At 69.7% G+C, this 25,285-nt stretch carries 25 protein-coding genes; 16 read left to right on the top strand and 9 right to left on the bottom strand.

Annotation, left to right across the window (positions count from 1 at the left end; translation table 11 throughout):
* Positions 1-64 precede the first annotated feature (64 nt).
* Complete coding sequence (locus D8I30_RS04600) at positions 65-958, top strand: DUF4440 domain-containing protein (RefSeq protein ID WP_121481695.1); 894 nt, start codon at positions 65-67, stop codon at positions 956-958.
* A 19-nt stretch (positions 959-977) separates the two neighbouring features.
* A complete protein-coding gene (gene hslU, locus D8I30_RS04595) occupies positions 978-2,279 on the top strand; it encodes an ATP-dependent protease ATPase subunit HslU (protein ID WP_121481694.1) in 1,302 nt (433 codons plus the stop codon).
* Between the two features lie 38 nt (positions 2,280-2,317).
* On the opposite strand, the gene D8I30_RS04590 is transcribed toward hslU, so the two are convergent.
* Entirely contained in the window at positions 2,318-3,070 is a 753-nt protein-coding gene (locus tag D8I30_RS04590) for an alpha/beta fold hydrolase (RefSeq protein ID WP_121481693.1), read from the bottom strand.
* Positions 3,071-3,152: 82 nt separating this feature from the next.
* Here D8I30_RS04590 and D8I30_RS04585 point away from each other — a divergent pair, with 82 nt between their 5' ends.
* The 11 genes from D8I30_RS04585 to D8I30_RS04535 all read left to right on the top strand — a co-directional run bounded on the left by D8I30_RS04585 (position 3,153) and on the right by D8I30_RS04535 (position 11,915).
* Positions 3,153-4,121, top strand: a complete 969-nt coding sequence (locus tag D8I30_RS04585) for a glycosyltransferase family 9 protein (RefSeq protein WP_121481692.1) — start codon at positions 3,153-3,155, stop codon at positions 4,119-4,121.
* Between the two features lie 122 nt (positions 4,122-4,243).
* Positions 4,244-4,765, top strand: coding sequence for a translation initiation factor IF-3 (gene infC, locus D8I30_RS04580; RefSeq protein WP_121481691.1), 522 nt, complete (start codon positions 4,244-4,246; stop codon positions 4,763-4,765).
* Positions 4,766-4,982: 217 nt separating this feature from the next.
* Positions 4,983-5,180 (top strand): 50S ribosomal protein L35, encoded by a 198-nt coding sequence (gene rpmI / locus D8I30_RS04575; protein ID WP_003166435.1) that lies wholly within the window; start codon positions 4,983-4,985, stop codon positions 5,178-5,180.
* Between the two features lie 112 nt (positions 5,181-5,292).
* Complete coding sequence (gene rplT / locus D8I30_RS04570) at positions 5,293-5,646, top strand: 50S ribosomal protein L20 (protein ID WP_003166434.1); 354 nt, start codon at positions 5,293-5,295, stop codon at positions 5,644-5,646.
* A gap of 262 nt (positions 5,647-5,908) precedes the next feature.
* A complete protein-coding gene (locus tag D8I30_RS04565) occupies positions 5,909-6,112 on the top strand; it encodes a dodecin family protein (protein WP_121481690.1) in 204 nt (67 codons plus the stop codon).
* 71 nt (positions 6,113-6,183) lie between these two features.
* A complete protein-coding gene (gene pheS / locus D8I30_RS04560) occupies positions 6,184-7,260 on the top strand; it encodes a phenylalanine--tRNA ligase subunit alpha (RefSeq protein WP_121481689.1) in 1,077 nt (358 codons plus the stop codon).
* A 17-nt stretch (positions 7,261-7,277) separates the two neighbouring features.
* Complete coding sequence (locus tag D8I30_RS04555; protein ID WP_121481688.1) at positions 7,278-7,688, top strand: hypothetical protein; 411 nt, start codon at positions 7,278-7,280, stop codon at positions 7,686-7,688.
* Positions 7,689-7,741: 53 nt separating this feature from the next.
* Positions 7,742-8,140, top strand: a complete 399-nt coding sequence (locus D8I30_RS04550; protein WP_121481687.1) for a pentapeptide repeat-containing protein — start codon at positions 7,742-7,744, stop codon at positions 8,138-8,140.
* Positions 8,137-10,530 carry a phenylalanine--tRNA ligase subunit beta gene (pheT, locus tag D8I30_RS04545; RefSeq protein WP_121481686.1) on the top strand — a complete coding sequence of 798 codons (2,394 nt, stop codon included), beginning with the start codon at positions 8,137-8,139 and terminating at the stop codon, positions 10,528-10,530. Before D8I30_RS04550 ends, pheT begins: the two co-directional genes overlap by 4 nt.
* 2 nt (positions 10,531-10,532) lie before the next feature.
* Positions 10,533-11,084 (top strand): TIGR00645 family protein, encoded by a 552-nt coding sequence (locus tag D8I30_RS04540; RefSeq protein WP_121481685.1) that lies wholly within the window; start codon positions 10,533-10,535, stop codon positions 11,082-11,084.
* Positions 11,085-11,294: 210 nt separating this feature from the next.
* Entirely contained in the window at positions 11,295-11,915 is a 621-nt protein-coding gene (locus D8I30_RS04535) for a DUF1134 domain-containing protein (protein ID WP_121481684.1), read from the top strand.
* 134 nt (positions 11,916-12,049) lie between these two features.
* Here D8I30_RS04535 and D8I30_RS04530 read toward each other — a convergent pair whose 3' ends face one another.
* The 5 genes from D8I30_RS04530 to glmS all read right to left on the bottom strand — a co-directional run bounded on the left by D8I30_RS04530 (position 12,050) and on the right by glmS (position 17,744).
* The gene (locus D8I30_RS04530; protein ID WP_121481683.1) at positions 12,050-12,928 is read right to left on the bottom strand and encodes an SDR family NAD(P)-dependent oxidoreductase; all 879 of its coding nucleotides are present in this window, start codon (positions 12,926-12,928) and stop codon (positions 12,050-12,052) included.
* Positions 12,929-12,942: 14 nt separating this feature from the next.
* The gene (locus D8I30_RS04525; RefSeq protein ID WP_121481682.1) at positions 12,943-14,181 is read right to left on the bottom strand and encodes an NAD-dependent epimerase/dehydratase family protein; all 1,239 of its coding nucleotides are present in this window, start codon (positions 14,179-14,181) and stop codon (positions 12,943-12,945) included.
* Positions 14,182-14,288: 107 nt separating this feature from the next.
* Positions 14,289-14,633 (bottom strand): UrcA family protein, encoded by a 345-nt coding sequence (locus D8I30_RS04520; RefSeq protein WP_121481681.1) that lies wholly within the window; start codon positions 14,631-14,633, stop codon positions 14,289-14,291.
* Between the two features lie 169 nt (positions 14,634-14,802).
* Positions 14,803-15,681 carry a UTP--glucose-1-phosphate uridylyltransferase GalU gene (gene galU / locus D8I30_RS04515; RefSeq protein ID WP_121481680.1) on the bottom strand — a complete coding sequence of 293 codons (879 nt, stop codon included), beginning with the start codon at positions 15,679-15,681 and terminating at the stop codon, positions 14,803-14,805.
* Positions 15,682-15,929: 248 nt separating this feature from the next.
* Positions 15,930-17,744, bottom strand: coding sequence for a glutamine--fructose-6-phosphate transaminase (isomerizing) (gene glmS / locus D8I30_RS04510; RefSeq protein ID WP_121481679.1), 1,815 nt, complete (start codon positions 17,742-17,744; stop codon positions 15,930-15,932).
* Between the two features lie 184 nt (positions 17,745-17,928).
* Here glmS and glmM point away from each other — a divergent pair, with 184 nt between their 5' ends.
* Positions 17,929-19,278 carry a phosphoglucosamine mutase gene (gene glmM / locus D8I30_RS04505; protein WP_121481678.1) on the top strand — a complete coding sequence of 450 codons (1,350 nt, stop codon included), beginning with the start codon at positions 17,929-17,931 and terminating at the stop codon, positions 19,276-19,278.
* A gap of 19 nt (positions 19,279-19,297) precedes the next feature.
* Here glmM and D8I30_RS04500 read toward each other — a convergent pair whose 3' ends face one another.
* The 3 genes from D8I30_RS04500 to D8I30_RS04490 form a co-directional block, all read right to left on the bottom strand.
* Complete coding sequence (locus tag D8I30_RS04500) at positions 19,298-20,584, bottom strand: cystathionine gamma-synthase family protein (RefSeq protein ID WP_121481677.1); 1,287 nt, start codon at positions 20,582-20,584, stop codon at positions 19,298-19,300.
* A gap of 119 nt (positions 20,585-20,703) precedes the next feature.
* Positions 20,704-22,014, bottom strand: a complete 1,311-nt coding sequence (locus D8I30_RS04495; protein WP_121481676.1) for an FAD/NAD(P)-binding protein — start codon at positions 22,012-22,014, stop codon at positions 20,704-20,706.
* A 173-nt stretch (positions 22,015-22,187) separates the two neighbouring features.
* Positions 22,188-23,687 (bottom strand): phosphomannomutase/phosphoglucomutase, encoded by a 1,500-nt coding sequence (locus tag D8I30_RS04490; protein ID WP_121481675.1) that lies wholly within the window; start codon positions 23,685-23,687, stop codon positions 22,188-22,190.
* Between the two features lie 206 nt (positions 23,688-23,893).
* Between D8I30_RS04490 and gpmA the strand changes: the two genes are divergently transcribed.
* Both gpmA and D8I30_RS04480 read left to right on the top strand, forming a co-directional pair.
* Positions 23,894-24,619, top strand: a complete 726-nt coding sequence (gene gpmA / locus D8I30_RS04485; protein WP_121481674.1) for a 2,3-diphosphoglycerate-dependent phosphoglycerate mutase — start codon at positions 23,894-23,896, stop codon at positions 24,617-24,619.
* Complete coding sequence (locus tag D8I30_RS04480; protein ID WP_121481673.1) at positions 24,616-25,245, top strand: bifunctional diaminohydroxyphosphoribosylaminopyrimidine deaminase/5-amino-6-(5-phosphoribosylamino)uracil reductase RibD; 630 nt, start codon at positions 24,616-24,618, stop codon at positions 25,243-25,245. The genes gpmA and D8I30_RS04480 overlap by 4 nt, the downstream gene beginning before the upstream one ends.
* The last annotated feature ends 40 nt before the right edge of the window (positions 25,246-25,285 follow it).

Here is a 25,285-nt window from a genome sequence, read left to right as displayed (position 1 = left end):
TTCCGCGAATTAAGGCGACAGGCGACGATTTCGGGCGACCAATGCGTGGCGGAGGATCGCCGTCATGCCGCTCGCCGCCCTGATGTTCGCCATCGCCACGATCGCTGCCGACGGGGGCGCTTGCCCCGCGGCCTCCCCCGCGCCGGTGGTCGCCGCCGAGCGGGCCTTCGCCGCCGATGCGTCTGGCCTGGGGATCGGCGGCAGCTTCAACAAGTGGGCGACGCCCGACGCCGCGGTCATCGCCCAGGGGCGGGCCCAGACGGTGCGCGAGGTCTATCCGCCCGAGGCGGCGCGCCCCGCCGACGAGCCGAGCCTGGAGTGGTGGCCCAACTGGGCCGGGATCGCCCGCTCCGGCGACCTGGGCTTCACCACGGGCGGGGTGGCGGTGAACGGCGCGCGCACGGGCCACTACTTCACCATCTGGGCCTGCCAGCCCGACGGCCGCTGGCGCTGGGTCTATGACGGCGGCTCCGGTGCGAGCGCGGCCGAGGTTCCCGGCCCCGACAGAGAGCCCATGCTGATGAAGACGGGCGTCGGCGTGTCGGCTTCCCCGGAGGCAGCCATGGCCGAGGTGCGGGCCGCCGAGGCGAGGCTGGCCGAGGCCGCGCGCACGGATCAGAGGGCGGCCCATCTGGCGGTGCTGGCCGAGGATGGGCGGCTCTATGTCGCGCCGCGTCCGCCCGCCATCGGCCGGGCGGCCATGGCGGCGGCGCTGGATGGTTGGCCCTCGACCTTCGATTTCGGCCCGACCGAAGGCGGCGGGGCGTCACGGGCGGGCGATCTGGCCTGGACCTACGGACCGGCGCTCTGGAGCCGCGACGGGGCCGAGCGGCGCGGCCACTATGTGCGGCTGTGGCGCAAGGGGACGGACGGATGGGCTCTGATGTTCGCCCAGCTGATGGCGGCGCTGCCCGTTTCCGCCGCGCCTGACGCCGCACCCCCTCCCGCCGGCGGCTGAGACCCCCTATCTGGCGATCATGACCGACCTATCTCCCCGCGAAATCGTCTCCGAACTGGATCGCTTCATCGTCGGCCAGGACGACGCCAAGCGCGCCGTGGCCGTGGCCCTGAGGAACCGCTGGCGCCGCAAGCGCGTGCCCGAGGACCTGCGCGACGAGGTCACGCCCAAGAACATCCTGATGATCGGCCCGACGGGCGTGGGCAAGACCGAGATCGCTCGGCGCCTGGCCAAGCTGGCCGGCTCGCCCTTCCTCAAGGTCGAGGCGACCAAGTTCACCGAGGTCGGCTACGTCGGCCGCGACGTGGATCAGATCATGCGCGATCTGGTCGAGAGCGCCCTTGTCATGGTGCGCGAGAAGCGCCGCGCGGGCGTGAAGGCCCGCGCCGAGGGCCAGGCCGAGGAGCGCATCCTGGACGCCCTGGTCGGGCCGGGCTCGCAGCCGGCCACGCGCGACGCCTTCAGGAAAAAGCTTCGCGCCGGCGAGCTGGACGACAAGGAGATCGAGATCGCTCTGGCCGACACCGGCTCGCCGATCCAGGGGCTCGACGTGCCGGGCGGCGGGAACGTCGGCCTGCTGAACCTGTCGGACCTGCTGGGCAAGATGGGCGGCGGCCGCACCAAGACGGTCAAGCTGACGGTCGCCGAGGCCATGGCCCCCCTGACCACCGAGGAAAGCGACAAGCTGTTGGATCAGGAAAGCCTGACCAAGGAGGCCCTGCTGCTGGCCGAGAACGAGGGCATCGTCTTCCTCGACGAGATCGACAAGGTGGCGGCGCGCCAGGGCGCGTCGGGCGCCGACGTGTCGCGCGAGGGCGTGCAGCGCGACCTGCTGCCCCTGATCGAGGGCACGACGGTCTCGACCAAATACGGGCCGGTGAAGACCGACCATGTGCTGTTCATCGCCTCGGGCGCCTTCCATGTCGCCAAGCCGTCAGACCTGCTGCCCGAACTGCAGGGCCGCCTGCCGATCAGGGTTGAGCTGAAGGCCCTGACCCGCGACGACTTCAAGCGCATCCTGACCGAGCCTGAGGCCAATCTGATCCGTCAGAACCAGGCCCTGCTGGAGACGGAGAGCGTGACCCTGGTCTTCACCGACGACGCCGTCGAGGCCATGGCCGACGCGGCCGTGGCCGCCAACTCCACCGTCGAGAACATCGGCGCGCGCCGGCTTCAGACGGTGATGGAGCGGGTGCTGGAGGAGACCAGCTTCAAGGCCTCGGACCTGTCGGGCCAGACCTTGGTGTTCGACGGCGACAAGGTGCGCGAAAAGGTCGGGGACCTGGCCAAGAACGTGGACCTGAGCCGGTTTATTCTGTGACGAGTTGAGCCTCTCCTCCCCATTTCATGGGGAGGAAATTAGCCCCGCATCGCCTCCACGGCTTCGACCAGGCGCGCCAGATCGGCCGGGCTCGACAGCCGGTGGTCGCCGCCTTCGATCAGGTCCAGGCGCAGGTCGCCGCCGGTCAGGCGCTCGGCCAGGTCGACCTGGTGGCGCCACGGCACCACGTCGTCGGCGCGGCCCTGAAGCACGTGGATCGGCGCCGCGATGTCGATCGTCCCGTCCAGCAGCAGCCAGTCGCGCGCCTCCTCGAACAGGCGCCGGGTGAGGACGTAGGACCCCAGCCCCTCTTCGGTGATGATCGTCTCGCCCTCGCGCAGGATGGCCTGGCGCTCATGGTCGGCGAGGCCCGGCCACATCAGCTTTTCGGTGAAGTCCTGGGCCGGGTTGACCAGGACCACGCCCTTGATCCGCTCCGGCCGCGCCAGCGTTGCCAAGAGGGCCACCCAGCCGCCCATGGACGAACCGACCGGGATGACCGGGCTCTTCAGGCTGTCGATCAGGGCGACGGCGTCCTCGCGCCAGCGGCCGATGGTGGCCTGCTTCCAGTCGCCGGAGGAGACGCCGTGGGCGAAGTGGTCGTAGCGGACGTAATTCCAGCCGCGCTCGCGGGCGGCGGCGTCCAGCGCCAGGGCCTTGGTCCCCTCCATGTCCGAACGGAAGCCGCCGATCCAGATCACGGTCGGGCCGTCGCCCGCGACCGTCTTGAAGGCCAGGGTCTCGCCGTCGGGGCGGGCCAGGGTCTGGGTCAGGGTCTGGAAGTCGGACATGCAAGGCTCCTCGGACTGTCATTCGGCGCGGAATGGCTTTAGCAGAGACGGCGTTTCTTCACAGGCCGCGAGGGGCCCCCGCTTGTCCGCACCCAAAGTCCTGTTCGTCTCCGCCAACCGTATTGGCGACAGCATCATCTCCTCGGGGGTGATCCGCGAAATCAACCGCATCCTGCCGGGGGCGGAGATCACCGTCGCGGCGGGCCGCCCGCCCGCGCCCTTCTTCCGCTCGGCGCCGGGCGTGACCCGGGTCATCCCCCTCGACAAGAAGCCGGCCGCCGGCCACTGGGTCGAACTGTGGGCGCAGGCGGTCGGGACGCAATGGGACCTGGTCGTCGACATCCGCGGCTCGGCCCTGGCCTGGCTGATCCCGACCAAGCGGCGCATCGTCTATAGCCGCCGCTGGGAGACCGGGCTGCGCAAGGTCGAGACGGTGTCGCGCATGATGGGGGCCGAGGCGTCCCTGGACCCCGAGATCTTCCTCGACGACCGGGCGCGGGCCGAGGCCGCCGCGATCATCGACCCGCAACTCGCCGGCGGCGCGGGTCCCGGGCCGATCATCGCGCTCGCCCCCATCGCCCACCAGCCGGGCAAGTCCTGGCCCGCCCATCGCTGGGGCGCCCTGGTCGAGCGGCTCAAGGCCGAGCCGCGCTTTGACGGCTGGCGCTTCATGCCAGTGGGCGGCCCGGGCGACCGGCCGCCTGCGACGCCGGCGCTGGAGGCCGCGGGCGAGCGCGGCATCGACTGCGTGGGCAAGGGCGACATCCTGTGTTCGGCCGCGGCCATCGACCGGGCGGCCCTGTTCGTCGGCAACGACAGCGGCCTGATGCACGTCTCGGCGGCGCTGGGTCGGCCGACCCTGGGCCTGTTCGGGCCGACGGAGTGGTGGCTGTATGGCCCCTGGGGGCCGCGGACGCGCACGGTGGCCTCCAACGAGACCCGGGGCCAGTTCGCGCCGATCGAGGACCTGAGCGTCGATCATGTGTTCGAGGGGGTGCTGGCGCTCCACGACGCCTATGCCGCCGACGGCTCCAAGCCTGAAAAGCCTTGAATTTGCGGCCCCGCGCCGCCATATTCCAGCCGCTTGGGACGCCGCGGCAAAATCGTGCGCTGATCCAGACTGTTTCGCCTATCTTCTGATCACATAAGGAAACGACGCCCATTCGCCGTCCCATGCAAGCGCCGCCCGTAAAGGACGGGCCGCCCATCAACCAGGAAATCCGCGCCACCCGCGTTCTGCTCATCGATCAGAACGGCGAGAAGCAGGGCGTCATGCCGCTGTCGGCCGCGCTGGAGGCCGCCGAGGAGGCGGGCCTGGACCTGGTTCAGATCGTCGCCAATCCGGACGCGCCGGTGTGCAAGATCCTGGACTACGGCAAGCATCGTTTCCAGGAGCAGAAGAAGAAGGCCGAGGCGCGCAAGCGCCAGAAGGTCGTCGAGCTGAAGGAAATCAAGCTTCGGCCGAACATCGACACCCACGATTATGAGGTGAAGGCCAAGGCCATGCACCGCTTCTTCGATGACGGTGACAAGGTCAAGGTTACCATCCGCTTCCGCGGCCGTGAAATGGCCCACCCGGAACTGGGCATGAAGCTGATGAACAAGGTCCAGACGGATTTCGAGGAAGAAGCCAAGGTCGAGTTCGCGCCCAAGATGGAAGGGCGCCAGATGATCATGATCCTGGCGCCGCGCTAAGCGGCGCTGCACGCCCCTGGCGTGCAATCTGACGGTTCGCCGCCCGGCCTTTGCGCCGGGCGTCTTGCTTTTGGGGGGGCGGCGCCTTACAAGCCGCGCCTTCGCGTACTGGACCGCCGGGCGAACAGGCATGCCTGGGCGGTCTTAAATCAAGGGTTCCATCCTCGGGCTCAAGTAGCCAAAGGGCGGTAGCCCTCTCAAGATAGAGAGAGTGAAAATGCCGAAGCTGAAGACGAAGTCGGGCGCCAAGAAGCGCTTCAAATTCACCGCGACGGGCAAGGTCAAGGCTGGCGTGGCCGGCAAGCGCCACCGCCTGATCAGCCACAACTCGAAGTACATCCGCCAGAACCGCGGCACTTCGGTCATGGCCGACGCCGACGCCAAGAAGATCAAGTCCTACATGCCGTACGCCTGATCGGCGCGCTGCATCACTGATCCTCTCCGCATAATCGAATTTGAACTAAAGCCTCTCATGCAGTGAGCCGCCGCGCGGCGAACGCTAGAGGCTTCCCGAAGGGAAAATTACAATGGCTCGCGTCACCCGGGGCGTTACGTCCCACGCCAAGCACAAGAAGGTCCTGAAGCAGGCCAAGGGCTTCTACGGCCGCCGCAAGAACACCATCCGCGCCGCCAAGGCCGCGGTGGACCGCGCCGGTCAGTACGCCTACCGCGACCGTCGCAACAAGAAGCGCTCGTTCCGCGCCCTGTGGATCCAGCGCATCAACGCCGCGGCCCGCACCGAAGGCTTCACCTACTCGCAGTTCATGCACGGCCTGAACAAGGCCGGCATCGAGCTGGACCGCAAGGTCCTGGCCGCCATCGCCGCCGACGAGGCCGGCTTCAAGGGCATCGCCGACAAGGTCCGCGCCGCCCTGGCCTAAGCGCTCAAGGCGCTCGGCCCCGCGGGTCGAGCGGTAGCGCCCGCGCTCAAGCAGCGAGACCGCGCGGGTCGAGCGCTAGCGCAAAAAGAAACAACGCCCGTCCCGTTCGCCGGGGCGGGCGTTTTTCATGGCTGAAGCCCTCCCCCGCCGACAGGGAAGGGAGAAAGTCGATTCTTATGGCCAAGCCTGACTTTTGGACGGGTCAAGCGTTGGGGTTCGACAGCCGGTTCGACTGGCGAACCGGGGTTCAGGAGGCCTTGCCATGTCCGTCGCCCGCGTCACCGAGATCACCGCGTCCTCGACCGTCAGCTTCGAAGACGCCGTCACCCAGGGCATCGCCCGCGCCGACAAGACCCTGCGCCATGTCGAAGGCGCCTGGATTCAGGACCAGAAGGTGATCGTGCGCGACGGCGCGATCACCGAGTACCGCGTCAATATGAAGGTCACCTTCGTCCTCGCGGATTGACGGGCGGACTGAGGCGGATCGACGCTGAAAGGCTTTGCGTGACGGCCGTGGCGGGCTAGACGCTGCGGACCATGACCGATCTCGCCCAGCTAGAACTCGACCTGATCAACGCCATCGGAGCGGCCTCGAGCGTCGCTGCGATCGAGGAGGTGCGCGTCGCCGCCCTCGGCAAGACGGGGACCGTCTCGGCCCTGCTCAAGGGCATGGGCGCGCTCAGCCCCGACGAACGCCGCGAGCAGGGGCCCAAGATCAACGGCCTGCGCGACCGCGTCGCCGCCGCCCTCGCCGCAAGGAAGGCCGAGCTGGAGGCCGCCGAGCTGGACGCCCGCCTGCTGGCCGAGCGCGTCGACCTGACCCTGCCCAACCGTCCGCGCCGCAAGGGCGGGGTGCATCCGACCATGCAGGTCATGGACGAGATGGTCGCCATCTTCGCCGACATGGGCTTCGCCGTGGCCGAGGGGCCGGACATCGAGGACGACTTCCACAACTTCACCGCCCTGAACTTCCCGCCCAAGCATCCGGCGCGGGAGATGCACGACACCTTCTTCCTCAAGCCTGACCCGGAAACGGGCGAGCGCAAGGTGCTGCGCACCCACACCAGCCCGGTGCAGGTCCGCACCATGATGTCGCAGACGCCGCCGATCCGCATCATCGCTCCCGGCCGCACCTTCCGTAAGGATTCCGACGCGACCCACACGCCGATGTTCCACCAGATCGAAGGTCTGGTGATCGATCGCGACATCCACATGGGCCACCTGAAGACGACGCTGCAGACCTTCATCGCCCGCTTCTTCGAGCTGGACGACGTTCACGCCCGCTTCCGCCCGCACCACTTCCCCTTCACCGAGCCCTCGGCCGAGATGGACATCCGCTGCGACCGCTCGGGCGGCAAGCTGACCCTGAACGAGGGTGAGGACTGGCTCGAGATCCTGGGCTGCGGGATGGTGCACCCGAACGTGCTGCGCAACTGCGGCATCGACCCGGACGAGTATCAGGGCTTCGCCTTCGGCATGGGCGTCGACCGCCTGGCCATGCTGAAATACGGCGTGCCCGACCTGCGCCCCATGTTCGAGGCCGACACGCGCTGGCTGGCGCACTACGGCTTCTCCGCCTTCGCCGCGCCGAACCCGGCGTCGGGCCTCAGCTGAATAGAGAAAGACGCGCCATGACCGATCAGACCGCGATGTCCGCCGAGGAGAAGTTCGGCCGTGAACTCGTCGCTCGCACCGCCTTCCAGAAGGAGGCGGTCTGGCTGCCGTCCCTGGCGGTGCATCACATGAACGCGGGCCAGACCTTCATCGACGGCAAGACCTTTACCGAATGCCTCATCGAGGGACCGGCGGTGATGGCGGTCATGGACGGCACGACGTTCGACGGCTGCAACATGGGCATGGCCGAGGATCCGCGCACCCTGCTGCTCGATCCGCGTGGGGAAAAGATTGCCGGCGTGATCGGCATGGCCAACTGCCGTTTCGAGCGCTGCCGTTTCGTCCAGGTCGGTTTCACCGCCGCCGCTGAGAGCCTCGATCAACTTGAACAAGGTCTGCTGAGCGCCCGCGCCCAGGCCGGGGAGTGAGCCGCGTCGTCCAGGATGACGCCTCTTCCCCTCCCAGTATCCGAAAGACCGATATGACTGACACCGCCATCACCCTCGAACTCCTCGGCCCCGGTCCGGCCTATGTCGGCAAGAGCGTCTGGCTGCCCCAGCTGTTCATGGAGACGGCCCGCGCCGGCGCCATGGTCATCGAGGGCCGACGGTTCGAGAACTGCCTGATCGAGGGGCCGGCCGTCCTGCTGCCGCTGGAAGGCTGCAATTTCGACGGCTGCAACATGGGCGACGCCCATGGCGATCCGCGCAACCTGATGCTGGCGCCGCAGGGGCCGCAGCGGGTCACCGGACCGATCCCGTTCAGGAACTGCCAGTTCGTCAACTGCCGCTTCCTGGGCGTCGGCTTCACGGGCGCGGCCGACTTCCTCGACAACATGGCCAAGGCCCTGGCCGAGCCTCAGGTCGAGGCGACGCAATGAAGTTCACGCTTTCCTGGCTGAAGAGCCACCTGGCCACCGAGGCCGAGGTCGATCAGGTCGCCGAGGCCATGACCATGGCCGGGCTGGAGGTCGAGGAGGTCCACGATCCCATCGCGGCCCTGGCCCCCTTCAGTGTGGCCAAGATCGTCTCGGCCGAGCGCCATCCCAACGCCGACCGCCTGCAGGTCTGCCAGGTCGAGACCGTCGATGGTCTGAAGGAGATCGTCTGCGGCGCCCCGAACGCGCGGGCAGGCCTGACCACCATCTACGCCCCCATCGGCGCCTATGTGCCCGGCCTGGGCGTGACCCTGGTCGAGAAGCCGGTGCGCGGCGTGGTGTCGAACGGCATGCTGTGCTCGGGCGCCGAGCTGGAGCTGGCCGACGACAGCGACGGCATCCTGGAGCTGTCCGACGAGCTGCAGGTCGGAACCCCGGCGGCGGGCGTCTTCGGCGCCGAGCCGGTGATCGACTTCGAGGTCACGCCGAACCGGCCCGACTGGCTGGGCGTGGCGGGCATCGCCCGCGACCTGGCCGCCGCCGGCCTGGGCCGGCTGACGACGCCGCCGATCGCGCCGGCGCCCGGCGCCTTCGCCTCGCCGGCGACGGTGCGCATCGACCGCCCCGACCTGTGCCCGGTCTTCGCCGGGCGGGTGATCCGAGGCGTCCGCAACGGTCCGTCGCCGGAATGGCTGCAGCAGCGGCTGACGGCCATCGGCCTGCGTCCGATCAACCGTCTCGTCGACATCACCAACCTGGTTTCCTACGATCGGGCGCGGCCGCTGCACGTCTATGACCTGGCCAAGCTGGAAGGGCATGAGATCGTCGTGCGCGGCGGCCGGGGCGAGGCCGACAGCCTGGTCGCCCTGGACGGCAAGACCTATGCGCCCGGCGCGGGCGACTGCGTCATCGCGGACGCCGGCGGCGAGCGCGCCGTCGGCCTGGGCGGCGTCATGGGCGGCGTCTCGACCGGCTGTTCGGACGAGACGGTCGACGTCTTCGTCGAGAGCGCCTGGTTCGACCCCATCGCCATGGCCCAGACCGGCCGCTCGCTGGGCGTCAACTCGGACGCCCAGTACCGTTTCGCGCGCGGCGTCGACACGGCCTCGGTGGTTCCGGGGCTGGAGCTGGCGACGCAACTGATCCTCGACCTGTGCGGCGGCGAGCCGTCTGAGGTGGTGGTCGCGGGCCGGGCCCCGGCGGCCCCCGAGAGCTTCGCCTTCGATCCGGCCTATGTGAAGCGCCTGTCGGGCATGGACCTGGGCGAGGACCGGATCTTCGAGATCCTGTTCGCCCTGGGCTTCACCGTCATGCGCGGATCGCCCTGGTCGGTGACGCCGCCGTCGTGGCGCCGCGACGTGGAAGGCCCGGCCGACCTGGTCGAGGAGGTGGCGCGCATCCACGGCTTCGCCGCCCTGCCTGACACGCCCCTGCCCCCGCTGGCCCCCAAGGCGGGCGGCGTGCTGAGCCCGCGTCAGGCGCGCGTGCGCACCGCCCGTCGCGCCCTGGCCGCCCTGGGCTACGCCGAGGCCGTCACCTGGTCCTTCACCAAGCAGTCGATCGCGGCCCTGTTCGGCGGCGGGGACGAGCGTCTGGTGCTGGAGAACCCGATCGCGGCGGACCTGGACTGCATGCGGCCCTCGGCCCTGCCGAACCTGATCCAGGCGGCGGCGCGCAACGCTGCGCGCGGCCATGCCGACGTCGCCCTGTTCGAGATCGGCCCCATCTATCTGGACGACCAGCCGACCGGCCAGCGCACCGTCATCGCCGGCCTGGTCGCGCCGCACCCCGACCGCCACTGGGGCGGGACGGGGGAGGATCCTCTGTTCGCGCTGAAGGGCGACCTGATGGCCGTGCTGGAGGAGATCGGCGCGCCGGTCGCCTCCCTGCAGCTGGCGCAAGGCTCGAACCGCGACTGGTGGCACCCCGGTCGTTCGGCCCGGCTGCAGCTCGGGCCCAAGAACGTCATCGTCGAGTTCGGCGCCCTGCACCCGCGCGTGCTGAAGGCGCTGGACGCCGACGGGCCGATGCTGGCCTTCGAGATCGTGCTCGATTCCGTGCCGGAACCGCGCGGCAAGGGCGGCAAGGCGCGCGGTTCGGCGGACCTGCCGAACCTGATGCCCCTGACCCGCGACTTCGCCTTCGTGATGGACGAGGCCAGGGCCGTGGGCGATCTTGCCCGCGCCGTGGCTGGCGCCGACAAGGCCCTGATCGTCGACGTCCGCGTCTTCGACGTCTATCGCGGCCAGGGCGTACCGGACGGCCAGAAGTCGATCGCTGTGGAGGTCGAGATCCAGCCCCGCGCCGCCACCTTGACCGAAGCCGAGATCGAGGCCCTTACGGCCAAGGTCGTCGCCGCCGCGGCCAAGGCCGGCGCCACGCTGAGAAGCTGACCATGGCCGAGAAGAAGCCATGGGCCGAGACGCAGTTCGAACGGAACCTGTTCCGGGCGCGCTGGCTGATGGCCCCCTTCTACCTCGGCCTGGTCGCGGCCCTGGTGATGCTGCTCGTGGTTTTCGTGCGCGAGCTGATCTACTACGTGCCGCAGGCCTTCGTGATGGGCGAAGGCCACATGAAGTCCGACGGCGCCATCCTGGCCATCCTCAGCCTGGTGGACCTGTCGCTGGCGGGCAATCTGCTGCTGATCGTCCTTTATTCCGGCTATGAGAATTTCGTCTCCAAGCTGGACCTGGACGAGAACCACGTGGATCGGCCGCCGTGGATGGGCACCGTCGACTTCTCGGGCCTGAAGATGAAGCTGATCGCCTCCATCGTGGCGATCTCGGCCATCTATCTGCTCAAGAGCTTCATGAACATCGGCAAGCCGGACTATCCGCTGGACCAGGCGGCGCTGCTGTGGGCGGTGGTCATCCACCTGACCTTCGTCGTCTCCGGGGTGCTTCTGGCCCTGATGGACTGGATCGCGAGCAAGACGGACAAGCACTGAGGCGTTGCCTCGGTGCTTGATCTGGGGGGACTTTCCCCGTGCACATCGCGCTTCGCGCCACTTGAGGCCATCGGGCGAAGCTGCAGCGGCCTTGAATATGGCCAAGCAAGGTTCTGTTAACCTTGAGGCCCCAAGGCTGCCGTAAAAGGCACGGACGGTAGGCCAAGCCCGCGACGACGGGCGGACCGTCCTTTGCCGGGAGCCTAGACCATGCACCGCCGCCAACTGATCCGCACCAGCCTCGGTCTCGCCGCCGCCGGCGCCCTGCCCGCCGGCCTGGGCGCCTGCGCCAGCCGCCCGCCGGCCGATCCCAACTATCCCATCGCCTCGGACACCAACGCCCAGGCCTACACCTTCGACGAGCTGGTCGCGGCCGGCTCGCGCGAGCTGGGCATCGCCGCCGAGGCCATGGGCGGCGCCATCGAGCGCATCTTCGCCGAACAGGGCGACCGTCCGACCGCCTATATCGCGGGCGAGGAAGGCGCCGGCGCCGTGGTGGCCGGCCTGCGCTACGGCCGCGGGGCCCTGCACATGAAGGACCTGTCGGCCTCGCAGGAGGTGTTCTGGCAGGGCGCCTCGATCGGCTGGGACTGGGGCGGCAACGCGAGCCGGGTCTTCACCCTGGTGTACGGCCTCTACCATCCCGACATGCTCTATCGCCGCTATCCGGGCGTCGAGGGCTCGGCCTATCTGGTCGCCGGCCTGGGCGTGAACTATCAGCGCGCCGACGGCATCGTCCTGGCCCCCATCCGCACGGGCGTCGGCCTGCGCCTGGGCGCCAACGTCGGCACCATGAGCTACAGCCGCCAGCGCAACATCCTGCCGTTCTGAGTTCAGAGCGCTAACGCTCGCGACGCGGTCGCTCGCTGCTTGAGCGCATCCGGGTTCGCTATCGCTCGCCGCGGGGCGGCTCGCTGCTTGAGCGCAATGGGCGCGCCGGCTTCGGTCGGCGCGCCTTTTTCGTGTCAGCCGGCTTCGGCCGCCAGGATCGCCTCCAGTCCCTCGCGGTAGGAGGGGTAGCGCGGTCGCCAGCCCAGTTCGGCCTTGGCGCGGGCGTTGGAGACGCGCTTGGAGTCCAGGTAGAAGCGCCGCATGGCCTCGCTGACCTCGGGCGCGGTCCAGTCGACCTCGGGCGGGCGCGGAAGGCCCAGCCGCTCGGCCGCCCAGGCGGTGACGACGTCGGCGGAAGACGGCTCGTCGTCGGTCAGGTTGTAGATGCCGCCGGGCCGGGGCCGGGCCATGGAGGCGAACAGGCCCGACACGATGTCGTCGACATGGATGCGGTTGAACACCTGGCCGGGCTTGCGCACCAAGCGCGCCGTGCCCGCGCGCAGACGGTCGATCACGCTGCGTCCCGGCCCGTAGAAGCCCGGCAGGCGAAAGATCTGCAGCGTCAGTCCCATGCCCTGGGCGGCGTCCAGCCAGTCGCGCTCGACCCGGGCGCGGCGCGCCCCTTCCAGGGTGGGGGCGTTCAGGGGGCTGTCCTCGAACACCCAGCCGCCGCCGCGGTCGCCATAGACGGCGGTGGAGGAAACGTAGCCGACCCAGTCGGGCCAGGCCGCGCCGGCGACGGCCCCCAGGGACCGCAGGGCCGGGCAGCCCAGGTCGTCGGGCGGGGCGGTGATCAGCACCGCGCGGGCCTCGGCCAGGGCCCGTCCCAGGGCGGCGGGGTCGGCCGGGTCGATCGCCTCGACGCCCTCGTCCTGCAATCGGCGGCGAACATCGGCGTCGCGCGAGGTGGCCGCCGCCCGGCCGCCGCGCCGGATCGCCTCCAGCGCTGCGGCCCTGCCCAGGTAGCCGCCGCCGAACACCAGCAAGGCGGGAACGGAGGCGGGATGTGTCATGACGCGTCTTGAACTCAGGCCGAGAGGGAGCGAGCGGGCGGCGCGGCCTCGGCCTCCTCCGCCTGGCCGTCTTGCTGCAGCGCCTGGGCGCGGCCGGCGTTCCAGGCCGAGGCGCAGGGAATCTTGGCGCGGTCGGCGCGGTCGGCGTAACGGCGGGCGATCTCGGTCACGTCGGCCATCAACCCCTCGGCCAGGGTGATGGGCTTGAGCCCCAGTTCGCGGAACTGGTCGTTGGCGACGACCAACTCGTTCTCATCGGCCTCCTGGCGCGGATTGGCGACGTTGTGGATCTCGGCGCCCGTCATCTCGGCCACCATGGCGGCGAGGTCGCGCACGCGGCGGCTTTCGGTCATCTGGTTGAGGATCTTGACCCGGTCGCCCCGCTTGGGCGGGTGTTTCAGCGCCAGTTCGACGCAGCGCACCGTGTCCTGGATATGGATGAAGGCCCGCGTCTGACCGCCCGAGCCGTGCACCGTCAGCGGATAGCCGACCGCCGCCTGCATCAGGAAGCGGTTGAGCACCGTGCCGTAGTCGCCGTCGTAGTCGAAGCGGTTGATCAGCCGCTCGTCCTGTCTCGTTTCCTCGGTCTGGGCGCCCCAGACGATGCCCTGGTGAAGGTCGGTGATCCGCAGGCCGTCGTTCTTGGCGTAGAATTGGAACAACTGGGCGTCGAGCGTCTTGGTCATGTGATAGACCGAGCCGGGATTGGGCGGGAAGACGATGTCCTGGCGGGCGGGGCCGTGGTCGGTGTCCACCGTGACGCTGAGGTAGCCCTCGGGGATGCGCAGCCCCGCCGTGCCGTAGCCATAGACCCCCATGGTGCCCAGGTGGGCCAGGTGGATGTCCAGGCCGCTGTCGACCATGGCGGCCAGCAGGTGGTTGGTGGCGTTGATGTTGTTGTCGACGGTGTAGAGCTTGTGCCGCGCCGACTTCATCGAATAGGGGGCGGCCCGCTGTTCGGCGAAATGGACCACGGAGTCGGGCCGGAAGTCGCGCAGCAGGGCCAGCAGGCGATCATACTCCTTGCCCACCGTCATGTTGACGAAGCCGATGTCGCGGCCCGAGACCGCCTTCCAGGCCCTGAGGCGTTCGCCCATCGGCCGGATCGGCGTCAGGGACTGGACCTCCAGCTCATTGTCGATGTCGCGGCGGCTGAGGTTGTCGACGATCAACACGTCCCAGCCCCGCGCCGAAAGGTGCAGGGCCGTGGGCCAGCCGCAGAAGCCGTCGCCGCCGAGGATGATCACGCGCATTCGTCGAACCCAGTCTGTCTTGTCTTCGCCTGTCCTGCCTAGCCCAAGGCGGGAGGCGGCGAAAGCCGGGATGAATGCGCGCGGCGGTCGGCGGCGACGGTCGACGGCTAGGAAGCGCGCCTGACGATGGCGCTCAGGGGGGCGATCTGGGCGGTTTTCGAGAGGCGGGCCGACCCGATCTGGCCTCTGGCGTCGGCCAGGGCCTCGCGGACGCACAGATGACGCAGCCGATAGTGGCTGATGACCAGGCGGGCGTCGTCACACACCCGGCGCGCGGCCACGTTCAGGCGGTGGTCGAGAATGCGGGCCTGGTCGGGACGGGTCAGGTCGAGATCGGCGTAGAAAACGACGACGACGTCGTCAGCGGGGTTTCGCGCCGGGTGCTGCGCCTGACTTGGCAGGGCTGCGGCGCTCGCGATCAGCGCGGCGGCGCTGAGGATCATGGTATGCATGTCGCATCTCCTGATCGCCCGCTCGCCGAGCCTCCTCCTTCCGCTATGGTCGGCGCCCGACCGGACTTGATGATACGCCGCATGCGCCGGTCGCGCCCGGCCAGAAACCGGACGTTCCAGCGGCTCCGTTACACAAAAGCGTGCGGACGGCCCGGCCGAGGCGACCGGTTCAGAGCAGGGCGGTGATGGCGGCCCGGGTGGCCTCGCCCAGGTCGGGGCGCTTCAGGGCCAGGGCGACGTTGGCGCGCAGCAAGCCGATCTTGTCGCCGCAGTCGTGGGTCACGCCTTCGTATTCATAGGCGGTGAAGGGCTGGGAGCGCATCAGCCGGTCCATGGCGTCGGTCAGTTGGATCTCGCCGCCGGCGCCGCGCTCCTGCGTCTCCAGCAGGTCGAAGATCTCCGGCTGGAGGATGTAGCGGCCCGAGATCGACAGATTGGACGGCGCCGTGCCCGGCTTGGGCTTTTCGACCATGCCCTTCATGGCGAAGCGGCGGCCGTCGCGGTCGGCCGGGTCGACGATGCCGTATTTGTGGGTCTCGGCTTCGGGCACGGCCTCGACGCCGATGACGTTGCCCCCGACCTCGGCATAGACCTCGGCCAGCTGCTTCAGAGCGCCGGGCTGCGAATCCACGATCACGTCCGGCAGGATGACGGCGAAGGGTTCATGGCCGATGATGTCGCGGGCGCACCAGACGGCGTGGCCCAGGCCCTTGGGCTGCATCTGGCGGGTGAAGCTCATCTCGCCGGCGCGGGCCAGTTCGGCATTCATGGCCGCCAGGAGCTCGGTCTTGCCCTTGGCCGCCAGCTGGGCCTCCAGCTCGATCTGGTGGTCGAAATAGTCCTCGATCGCCTGTTTGGCGCGGCCGGTGACGAAGACGATGTGCTCGATCCCCGCCTCGCGCGCCTCTTCCACGATGTAGGAGAGGATCGGCCGGTCGACGACGTTCAGAAGCTCCTTCGGCGTCGTCTTGGTGCCGGGCAGCACGCGGGTGCCGAGACCGGCCACGGGCAGGACCGCCTTGCGCAGGCGGGCGGGAGAGGTCGTCATGGATCGTCCTGAACAGCCTTGGGGCGTGCCCGTCATAGGCGTAATTGGCGAGGCTTCCAAACGCACAGACCCGCCCTTCTCCCCTTGTGGGAGAAGGTGGCCTGCGAAGCAGGCCGGATGAGGGGTGTGGACATGGAGGCCGATGAAGAGGCGCTGTCGGCGAGTTCGGCTTTCATGCCCGCCCGCCGCCCCTCATCCGAGCGCCTCCGGCGCCCACCTTCTCCCACAAGGAGAGAAGGGGAACGGGATCACTCCACCGTCACCGACTTGGCCAGGTTGCGCGGCTGGTCGACGTCCGTGCCCTTCTGGACGGCGGTGTAATAGGCCAGCAGCTGCATCGGCACGGCGTAGACCAGGGGGGCGATCAGGGCCGGGCAGTCCGGGGCGTCGACGCGGCGGATTCCGGCGCCGTGCGGGTCGGGCGCCTTTTGCGGGGCGATCATGATGACCGGGCCGCCGCGCGCGGCCACCTCCTGCAGGTTGGAGGCGGTCTTCTCGAACAGGTCGTCCAGCGGGGCCAGGGCCACGGTCGGCGTCGCCTCGTCGATCAGGGCGATGGGGCCGTGCTTCAGCTCGCCGGCGGCGTAGCCCTCGGCGTGGATGTAGCTGATCTCCTTCAGCTTCAGCGCGCCTTCCATGGCCAGGGGGAACATCGGGCCGCGGCCCAGGAAGAGGACGTCGCGGGCCTTGGCCAGGTCCAGAGTCAGGGCGTGGATGCCAGCGTCCATCTGCAGGGCCTCGGCGATCAGGCGCGGGGACTCGAACAGGGCCTTGACCAGTTCGGCCTCCTGGGCGGCGTCGATCTTGCCGCGCGCCACGCCCGCCGCGACGGCCAGCGACAGCAGGGCGGCGACCTGGGCGGTGAAGGCCTTGGTCGAGGCGACGCCGATCTCCGGCCCGGCATGGGTCGGCCACAGGATTTCGGCCTCGCGCGCCATGGAGGAGGAGTGGACGTTGACCACGGCGGCGGTCTTCAGCCCCTGCGCCTTGCACCAGGTCAGGCTGGCCAGGGTGTCGGCGGTCTCGCCCGACTGGCTAACGGCGACGGCCAGCGTCCCCTTGGCCACGGCCGGATGGCGATAGCGGAACTCGGACGCGATCTCGACGTCGCAGGGCAGGCCTGCATAGCGTTCGAAGGCGTATTTGCCGATCTGGCCGGCGTAGAAGGCGGTGCCGCAGGCGACGATCTGGATGCGCTCGACGGCGGCGAAGTCCACGGCCTGGACCTTGGCCTTGCCGGAGACGAAGTCGAGGTATTCCGACAGGGTGTGCTGGACGCTGTCGGGCTGCTCGTGAATCTCCTTCTCCATGAAGTGGCGGTACTCGCCCTTCTCGACCAGGGCGGAGGAGGCGGAGACCTGGACCACGGCGCGGTCGGCCGGGCGGCCCGAGGCGTCGAACATGCGCGCCCCGGTGCGGGTCACAGCGACGTAGTCGCCTTCCTCGAGGTAGGAGATCTTCTGCGTGAACGGGCCGACGGCCAGGGCGTCAGAGCCCAGATACATCTCGCCCTCGCCCCAGCCGACGACCAGGGGGCTGCCCCGGCGCGCGCCGAGGATCAGCTCGTCCTCGCCCTCGATCAGTACGGCGAGCGCATAGGCGCCGGTCAGCCGGTCCAGCGTCGCCTTGAAGGCGTCCAGCGGGGTCATCCCCGCCGCCAGCTTGTGGTCCAGCAGATGGGCCACGACCTCGGTGTCGGTCTGGCTTTCGAAGACGCGGCCCTCGGCCTCCAGCTCGGCCTTCAGCTCGGCGAAATTCTCGATGATGCCGTTGTGGACCAGGCAGACGCGCCCGGCCTTGTGCGGGTGGGCGTTGGTCGTGGTCGGGGCGCCGTGGGTGGCCCAGCGGGTGTGGCCGATGCCGACCGTCCCGGCGACCGGATCGGCGTTCAGCACGGCCTCGAGCTCGCGGATCTTGCCCTTGGCGCGGCGGCGTTCGATGCCTTGGCCGTTCTGGACGGCGATGCCGGCCGAGTCGTAGCCGCGGTACTCCAGCCGCTTCAGGCTGTCGACCAGGCGGGGGACGACGGGGCCAGTTCCGGTGACGCCGATGATGCCGCACATGGGGTCTGCTCCGATCGGGACGCGGCGGCCGCTTTGCGCGCGACCGCGAAAATGGGGTAAGCGAAAGGGTTCTGCCTTCGCTCCTGAAGACCGCATCTAGGAAATCGCGGCGGCGGCGACATCAAAAAATGGGTTTCGGAAGGTTTCTTTGCAATTCCGAGACCGTCAGCGAAGGACCGCGCCCTTGGGCGAGAGAAAATACTTCGGCACCGACGGCATCCGCGGCCGGGCCAACACCCATCCCATGACGGCCGAGGTGGCCCTGCGCGTCGGCCTGGCCGCCGGGCGGCTGTTCCGCACCGACGACGACCGGCGCCATCTGGTGGTGATCGGCAAGGACACGCGCCTGTCCGGCTATATGATCGAGCCGGCGCTGGTGGCGGGCCTGGCTTCCGTCGGCATGGACGTGCGGACGTTCGGCCCCCTGCCGACGCCGGGCGTGGCGATGATGACCCGCTCGATGCGCGCCGATCTGGGCATCATGATCTCGGCCTCGCACAACGACTACGCCGACAACGGCATCAAGCTGTTCGGGCCGGACGGCTACAAGCTGTCGGACGAGATCGAGCTGAAGCTCGAGGCCATGATGGACGGGGCCCTGGACCAGGACCTGGCGCCGTCGAACAAGCTGGGCCGGGTCAAGCGCATCGACGACGCCCCGCCGCGCTATATCGAGATCGCCAAGCAAGCCTTCCCCAAGCGGCTGAGCCTGAAGGGGCTGCGCATCGCCATCGACTGCGCCAACGGCGCCGGCTACCGCGTGGCCCCGACGACCCTCTATGAACTGGGCGCCGAGGTCTTCCCCGTCGGGGTGGAGCCGAACGGCCTGAACATCAACGCCGAGTGCGGCTCGACCCATCCGGCCACGGTGTCCGAGGCGGTCAAGCGCTATCGCTGCGACATCGGCATCGCCCTGGACGGCGACGCCGACCGGGTCATCATCTGCGACGAGAAGGGCCATGTGGTCGACGGCGACCAGATCATGGCCCTGATCGGCCTGGCCTGGGCCCGCAAGGGGCGGCTGAACGGCGGCGGCGTGGTCGCCACCGTCATGTCCAACCTGGGCCTGGAGCGCCGCCTGAAGGCCGAGGGGCTGACGCTGGAGCGCACCAAGGTCGGCGACCGCTACGTCATGGAGCGGATGCGCGAGGGCGGCTTCAATATCGGCGGCGAACAGTCGGGCCACATCATCCTGAAGGACCACGCCACGACCGGCGACGGTCTGATGGCGGCGCTGCAGGTGCTGGCCGTCCTGGTCGAGGCGGGCGCGCCGATGAGCGAACTGGCGCGCCAGTTCGAGCCGGTGCCGCAACTGCTGAAGAACGTCCGCTATACGGCGGGCAAGCCGCTGGACGACGCCAGGGTCAAGGCCGCCATGGCCGAGGCCGAGGCGGCCCTGAACGGGTCGGGCCGCCTGCTGGTGCGTCCGTCGGGCACGGAGAAACTGATACGCGTCATGGCCGAGGGCGACGACGAAGCCCTGGTCAAGCGCGTCGTCAACGACGTCGCCGAGGCGGTGAAGGCGGCGGGCTGATCGCCCGCCGCTGGAAGCCTCAGATCGCGGTCAGGGCCTGATCCAGGTCGGCCCACAGGTCCTCGACGTTCTCGATGCCGACCGACAGGCGCACCAGGTTGTCGCCGATGCCGCTGCGCCGCTTGGCCTCCGGCGTGTAGTCCGAGTGGGTCATGCTGGACGGGTGCGACGCCAGGCTCTCGGCGCCGCCCAGGCTGACGGCCAGCTTGAACAGCCGCAGGGCGTTCAGCATCCGGAAGGCCTCGGCCTCGCCGCCGGGCAGCTCCAGGGCGAAGGTCGAGCCGGAGCCCGTGCACTGGGCCTCGAAGATCGCCTGCTGTTCGGGCGAGGCGTCCGGCCCGCCGGCGGTCAGGACGGCGCTGACGCGCGGATCGGCGCGCAGCCGCTCGGCCAGGATCAGCGCGTTCTCCTGCGCCCGCTCCATGCGGATGTGCAGGGTCTCCAGGCTGCGCAGCAGCAGCCAGGCGGTGTGCGGGGCGGCGGTGGTGCCGCAGATGGTCCGCATCTCGCCGACGCGCGCCATGAGCTCCGCCCCGCCCAGGCAGCCGCCCGCGATCAGGTCCGAGTGGCCGCCGACGTATTTGGTCAGGGAGTAGAGGACGAGGTCGGCGCCCAGCGCCAGCGGGCTCTGCCACAGGGGGCCGAGGAAGGTGTTGTCGACGGCGATGACCGGCGGTTCGGCCTGACCCAAAGCCCTGGCGCCGGACACCGCGCGAGCGATGTCGACCAGCTGGTTGGTCGGGTTGGCGGGGGTCTCCAGATAGACGGCGGCGAGGCGTCCGCCGGTGGTCTTGGCCTGCGCGGCCGCCGCGATCATGGCGGCGTCCAGGGCGTCGGCGCCCTCGGCGGCGGGGACGCTGATCGCCTTGACGCCGTAGCGGGGCAGGATGCGGTCGAACAGGTATTCGGTGCCGCCATAGGCCGGGGCCGTATAGACGATGACGTCGCCGGGCCGCACCAGCGCCAGCATGGCGGTCGAGATGGCGGCCATGCCGCTGGAGAAGACCAGGGCCTTGTCGGCCTTGTCCCAGACGGCCAGGCGGTCCTCGAGAATCTCCAGGTTCGGGTTGTTGATGCGCGAATAGATCAGGCCCAGCGCCTCGTCCGGGTCGCGCTGGCGCAGGCCATAGGCGACCTCGAAGAAGCGCTTGCCGTCCTCGGCCGATTTGAAGACGAAGGTCGAGGCCTGGAACAGGGGCGCCTTGATCGCGCCCTCCGACAGGGCCGGATCATAGCCGTAGCCCATCATCAGGGTTTCGGGCGCGAGGGTGCGGTCGCCGAGGACGCGCGTGCGGTGGCGGTTCATTATTATGTTTCCTCTCCTGCGCCGGTGATAGCCGACCCGGAAAAGGCCCGCCAGACGCTAAGTCGCGCAGAGCAAGGCGCCGCTTGTTGGAAGTTTCGACCGCCGAGGCGTCGCCTGGGTCAGGCCGTCAGGACGCGGACCAGGGCCTCGATGCGCTGGCGGATGTCCGGCACGGCGATGGTCTCCCAGAAGGCGGCGCGGGCGGGCGGTCCCAACGCGAACAGGCCGGGGTCGGCGGTCCCGTCGGCGTGGATCACGCGCCCTTCGGCGTCGAGGTCGAGGCCGAGGCCGACGGGGTCGATGCGGGCGCGGCCCTCGGCGATCAGGGCGGCGGTCAGGGGCGCGCGGGCGGCGTCATGGCCGGGGCCGGTGCAGTCGATCAGCCAGTCGGCGACTAGGCGCTGAACATCGCCCGCATGGGCGCGCAGAGTCAGGGTGGCGCCTTGGTCATCCGTCTGGATCGCCTGCACGCGCCCGGCGACGACGCTCAGGCGGCCCGCCGCGATCAGGGCGTCCAGGGCCGCGGCGATCTCGGGAGCAATGCGGTGGCGATGCACGTCCCACCACGGCCGCAGATGGCGCAGGAAGCGGGCGCGCTCGGTCGTCGTCGCGGCGCTCCAAAGCTCGGCGGTGATGGGGCGGTAGCCCTCCATGACACCTCGCCAGCCGTGCTCGCGCGCCAGGCGTCGGGCCGAGGCGAGGCGGTTCGACAGGGGCCCGGTCAGGGCCTCGGGCGGCAGTTCGACTGGCGCATCGTGATGCGCGCGGTGGGCGCGGGGCGTCAGGCCGCGCCGCGACATCGCCGTCGCCCGGCCGCGCCAGCCCTGCGCCTGCAGCGCCAGAACCACGTCGACCATGGTCAGGCCCGTGCCGAGGATCAGGACGGCGTCGTCGGCCCCGACGGCGGCCAGGGCGCCGCGCGCCCACGGATCGGCGATGCGGCGCGGGCCTTCGCCCGGCGCGACGGGGCGCGGGGCCGGATTGCCGGTGGCCAGGACCACGGCGCGCCCCGCGACGCGGACGCCGTCGGCCAGGATGACCGCCTGGCCGTCCAGGCGCACGGCTTCGCCCCTCACGCGCCGGATCCGGCCGGGATGGGCGGTTTCCGCCTCCATCAGGCGGGCCTGGACATAGAGGCCGTAGAGGCGGCGCGGGGCGAAGCCGTTCGGGTCGGCGAAGGCGGGGGCGCAGGCCGTCAGCCAGTTGACGAAGTCGGCGGGCTGGTCGGGTCGAGCGCTCATGCGTTCGGCGCGGACGTTGAGGCGGTGCTCGTCCAGGTCGGCGGCGTAGGCGACGCCGAGGCCGACCTGTTCGCCGCGCTCGATCAGGACCGAGGCCTGGCCCCGCTCGGCCAGGCGCGCGGCCAGCATGGCGCCGGAAAACCCGCCGCCGACGATGACCACGGGGAGGACGGCGGCGATGTCGTGCATGGGGGGAAGACGCCAGAGGCGGGCAGGAAGGTCAATCTTCTCCTCCCCACAATGTGGGGAGGTGGCGCGGGCGCGGAAGCGGCCGTGACGGAGGGGCTCTGTGGTTTGCCGTCGCAAGCCCTTTCACCGCTTCGCGGTCCCCCTCCCCACAATGTGGGGAGGAGAAAGCGGCGTCAGATTTCCTGGTTGAAGGCGCCGATTTCCGGGTGGGCGGCCAGGCGCGGCTTGATCTCCTTGCGGAACAGGTCGCGCATGTCGTCGGCGGAGCGCATGCTCTCGACCACCACGACCAGTTCCGGCTTGTTGGAGGAGGCGCGGACCAGCACCCAGGAGCCGTCCTCGAGGTGGACGCGCACGCCGTTGACGGTGATGGCCTCGACGATCTTGCGGCCGAGAATTTCGCCGCCGGAGGCCGCCAGGTCCTCGTACTCCTTCACGATCTTGGCCAGCACGTCATACTTCAGCTCGTCGTCGCAGTGCGGCGACATGGTCAGCGAAGTCCAGGCGTCGGGCAGGGCGGTCTTCAGTTCGCTGAGGCTCTTGCCGGGGTTGCGGTCCAGCATGGCCAGAACGGCGCCCGCCGCCACCAGGCCGTCGTCATAGCCGTGGCCCAGATCGCCCGATAGGAAGAAGTGGCCCGACTTCTCGAACCCGGCCAGAGCCCCCAGTTCGGCGGTCTTGCGCTTGATGTAGGAGTGGCCGGTCTTCCAATAGACGGTGGTCGCGCCGTTGGCCTTGAGCACCTCGTCGGTCTTGTACAGGCCGGTCGACTTCACATCGACGACGAAGGTGGCATTGGGGTGCAGGGCCGACAGGTCGCGCGCCAGCATCAGGCCGATCTTGTCGGCGAAGATCTCCTCGCCCGTGTCGTCGACCACGCCGCAGCGGTCGCCGTCGCCGTCGAAGCCCAGGGCCAGGTCGGCGCCGGTCGCCTTCACCTTGGCCGCCATCTGCACCAGCATGGCGTGGTCTTCCGGGTTCGGATTGTATTTGGGGAAGGTGTAGTCGAGGTCGGTGTCCATCTCGATCACCTCGGCGCCCATCAGACGCAGCACCTCGGGGGCGAAGGCGCCGGCCGTGCCGTTGCCGCAGGCGGCCACGACCTTCAGCGGGCGGGACAGCTTCACCTTGGACGCCACGTCCTTGATGTAGGTGTCGCGGAAGCCTTCGACGCGCTCCAGCTTGCCGCCGGGGCGGGCCACGCCCTGGCCGTCCAGGACGATCTCCTTCAGGCGGCCCATCTCGTCGGGGCCGAAGGTCAGCGGCGCCTGGGCGCCCATCTTGACGCCGGTCCAGCCGTTTTCGTTGTGGCTGGCGGTGACCATGGCGACGCAGGGGCAGTCCAGGGCGAACTGGGCGTAATAGGCCATCGGCGACAGCGCCAGGCCGATGTCCAGCACCTCCATGCCGCCTTCCAGCAGGCCCAGGATCAGCGCCTGCTTGACCGACAGGGAATAGGCGCGGAAGTCGTGGCCCACGGCGATGCGGGGCCGCACGCCGATCTCGTGGACATAGGTGGCCAGGCCCAGGCCGAGGGCCTGGATGCCCAGCAGGTTGATCTCTTTTTCCAGGATCCAGCGGGCGTCGTATTCGCGAAAGCCGGTCGGCTTGACCAGGGGCAGGGTCTCATACTCCGCCGTATTGGGGCGGATGTCCTGGCGGGGCTTTTGCATGGGTCTTCCTGAAGTGCGTCCGAAACGGCGCGGGGCCGCAGCTTGACGTCATCGTATAGCCGCCCCGCTTGCGAGAGGCCAACAACGCGCCGTGCGCATTATTGATGCCGAGGGCGACGGATATTTCCTCGCGCGGCGAAACCTTGACCGCCCCCGCGTCGGGGGCCTAGCGAGAAGCGAAGATACGGATGCTCCCGGAGACCCTCATGACCCGCCTGATCCTGCTGCGCCACGGCCAGAGCCAGTGGAACCTGGAGAACCGCTTCACCGGCTGGGTCGACGTCGACCTGACGGCCGAGGGCGAGGCCCAGGCGCGGCGCGGCGGCGAGCTGATCGCCGAGGCCGGCTTCAAGCCGGCGGTGATGTTCACCTCGGTGCTGACGCGGGCCAAGCGCACCGGCGCCCTGGCCCTGGACGCGGCGGGCCTGAAGGACGTGCCTGTCATCGAGGACTGGCGCCTGAACGAGCGCCACTACGGCGGCCTGACCGGGCTGGACAAAGCGGAGACCGCGGCCAAGCACGGCGAGGATCAGGTCAAGATCTGGCGCCGCAGCTATGACGTGCCGCCGCCGCCCCTGGCCCCGGGCGGGGAGTTCGATTTCGGCGCCGACCCTCGCTACGCCGGCAAGGAGATCCCGGACACCGAGAGCCTGAAGACCACGCTGGACCGGGTGCAGCCCTATTGGGACGCTGAGATCGCCCCGCGCCTGAAGGCCGGAGAGGACGTGCTGATCGCCGCCCACGGCAACTCCTTGCGGGCCATCGTCAAGCTGCTGTTCGCCGTGCCGGACGACCAGATCGTCGACGTCGAGATCCCGACCGGCAATCCGCTGGAGATCGACCTGGACGCCGCGCTGAAGCCGACGGCCGCCCGCTATCTGGACGCGGGACGGGCCCAGCCCCTGCCGGCGATGCCGGGAACGGCCGCGTGAGCGGCGCGGGCGACGACGCCGTCTTCATGCGGCGGGCCATCGACCTGGCCCTGGCCCGCATGGGCGACACCTGGCCCAATCCGGCGGTCGGCTGCGTCCTGGTCAAGGACGGGGCCCTGCTGGCCGAGGCGGCGACGGCCCCCGGCGGGCGTCCCCACGCCGAGGAACAGGCCGTGCCCGAGGCGGGCGAGGCCGTGAAGGGGGCGACCGCCTACGTCACCCTGGAGCCCTGCGGCGCCCGCTCGTCGGGGCGCAAGTCCTGCGCCCATTTCCTGGCCGAGGCCGGGGTCGAGCGGGTGGTGATCGCGGCGCTGGATCCGTCGCCCTTCGCCTCGGGGCGGGGCACGGAGCGGCTGCGCCAGTCCGGTCTGACGGTGGAGACCGGCCTGCTGGCCGAGGAGGCGGCGGTCCTGTGCGAGGGGTTCCTGCACCGGCTCGAGACGGGCCGTCCCATGGTCCGCGTCAGCCTGGACGGCGAAGGCTTCGACGGCCGGTTCGCGGCCTCGCCGCGCGCCGACCTGACGACCGAGCTGAACCGTCTGGGCGAGGCCGGCTACACCCGGCTGTGGACCCAGGAAGGCGAGTTGGCCCAGGCCCTGCGCGCCCAGGGTCTGCTGACCGAATAGCGTTCGGAACGCCTTGTTTCCGCAAAGCTTCCTTAAGGGG

Origin of the sequence: Brevundimonas naejangsanensis, assembly GCF_003627995.1 — a bacterium.
In the GTDB taxonomy this organism is placed as follows: Bacteria; Pseudomonadota; Alphaproteobacteria; order Caulobacterales; family Caulobacteraceae; genus Brevundimonas; species Brevundimonas naejangsanensis_B.
The sequence above is the reverse complement of the archived record's forward strand: the minus strand, read 5'-3'. Positions and strand labels throughout refer to the sequence as shown.

Coding starts and splice junctions, on each gene's coding strand:
- D8I30_RS04600 (WP_121481695.1), top strand. CDS start 65: ATGCCGCTCGCCGCCCTGATGTTCGCCATCGCCACGATCGCTGCCGAC.
- hslU (WP_121481694.1), top strand. CDS start 978: ATGACCGACCTATCTCCCCGCGAAATCGTCTCCGAACTGGATCGCTTC.
- D8I30_RS04590 (WP_121481693.1), bottom strand. CDS start 3,070: ATGTCCGACTTCCAGACCCTGACCCAGACCCTGGCCCGCCCCGACGGC.
- infC (WP_121481691.1), top strand. CDS start 4,244: ATGCAAGCGCCGCCCGTAAAGGACGGGCCGCCCATCAACCAGGAAATC.
- rpmI (WP_003166435.1), top strand. CDS start 4,983: ATGCCGAAGCTGAAGACGAAGTCGGGCGCCAAGAAGCGCTTCAAATTC.
- rplT (WP_003166434.1), top strand. CDS start 5,293: ATGGCTCGCGTCACCCGGGGCGTTACGTCCCACGCCAAGCACAAGAAG.
- D8I30_RS04565 (WP_121481690.1), top strand. CDS start 5,909: ATGTCCGTCGCCCGCGTCACCGAGATCACCGCGTCCTCGACCGTCAGC.
- pheS (WP_121481689.1), top strand. CDS start 6,184: ATGACCGATCTCGCCCAGCTAGAACTCGACCTGATCAACGCCATCGGA.
- D8I30_RS04555 (WP_121481688.1), top strand. CDS start 7,278: ATGACCGATCAGACCGCGATGTCCGCCGAGGAGAAGTTCGGCCGTGAA.
- D8I30_RS04550 (WP_121481687.1), top strand. CDS start 7,742: ATGACTGACACCGCCATCACCCTCGAACTCCTCGGCCCCGGTCCGGCC.
- pheT (WP_121481686.1), top strand. CDS start 8,137: ATGAAGTTCACGCTTTCCTGGCTGAAGAGCCACCTGGCCACCGAGGCC.
- D8I30_RS04540 (WP_121481685.1), top strand. CDS start 10,533: ATGGCCGAGAAGAAGCCATGGGCCGAGACGCAGTTCGAACGGAACCTG.
- D8I30_RS04535 (WP_121481684.1), top strand. CDS start 11,295: ATGCACCGCCGCCAACTGATCCGCACCAGCCTCGGTCTCGCCGCCGCC.
- D8I30_RS04530 (WP_121481683.1), bottom strand. CDS start 12,928: ATGACACATCCCGCCTCCGTTCCCGCCTTGCTGGTGTTCGGCGGCGGC.
- D8I30_RS04525 (WP_121481682.1), bottom strand. CDS start 14,181: ATGCGCGTGATCATCCTCGGCGGCGACGGCTTCTGCGGCTGGCCCACG.
- D8I30_RS04520 (WP_121481681.1), bottom strand. CDS start 14,633: ATGCATACCATGATCCTCAGCGCCGCCGCGCTGATCGCGAGCGCCGCA.
- galU (WP_121481680.1), bottom strand. CDS start 15,681: ATGACGACCTCTCCCGCCCGCCTGCGCAAGGCGGTCCTGCCCGTGGCC.
- glmS (WP_121481679.1), bottom strand. CDS start 17,744: ATGTGCGGCATCATCGGCGTCACCGGAACTGGCCCCGTCGTCCCCCGC.
- D8I30_RS04500 (WP_121481677.1), bottom strand. CDS start 20,584: ATGAACCGCCACCGCACGCGCGTCCTCGGCGACCGCACCCTCGCGCCC.
- D8I30_RS04495 (WP_121481676.1), bottom strand. CDS start 22,014: ATGCACGACATCGCCGCCGTCCTCCCCGTGGTCATCGTCGGCGGCGGG.
- D8I30_RS04490 (WP_121481675.1), bottom strand. CDS start 23,687: ATGCAAAAGCCCCGCCAGGACATCCGCCCCAATACGGCGGAGTATGAG.
- gpmA (WP_121481674.1), top strand. CDS start 23,894: ATGACCCGCCTGATCCTGCTGCGCCACGGCCAGAGCCAGTGGAACCTG.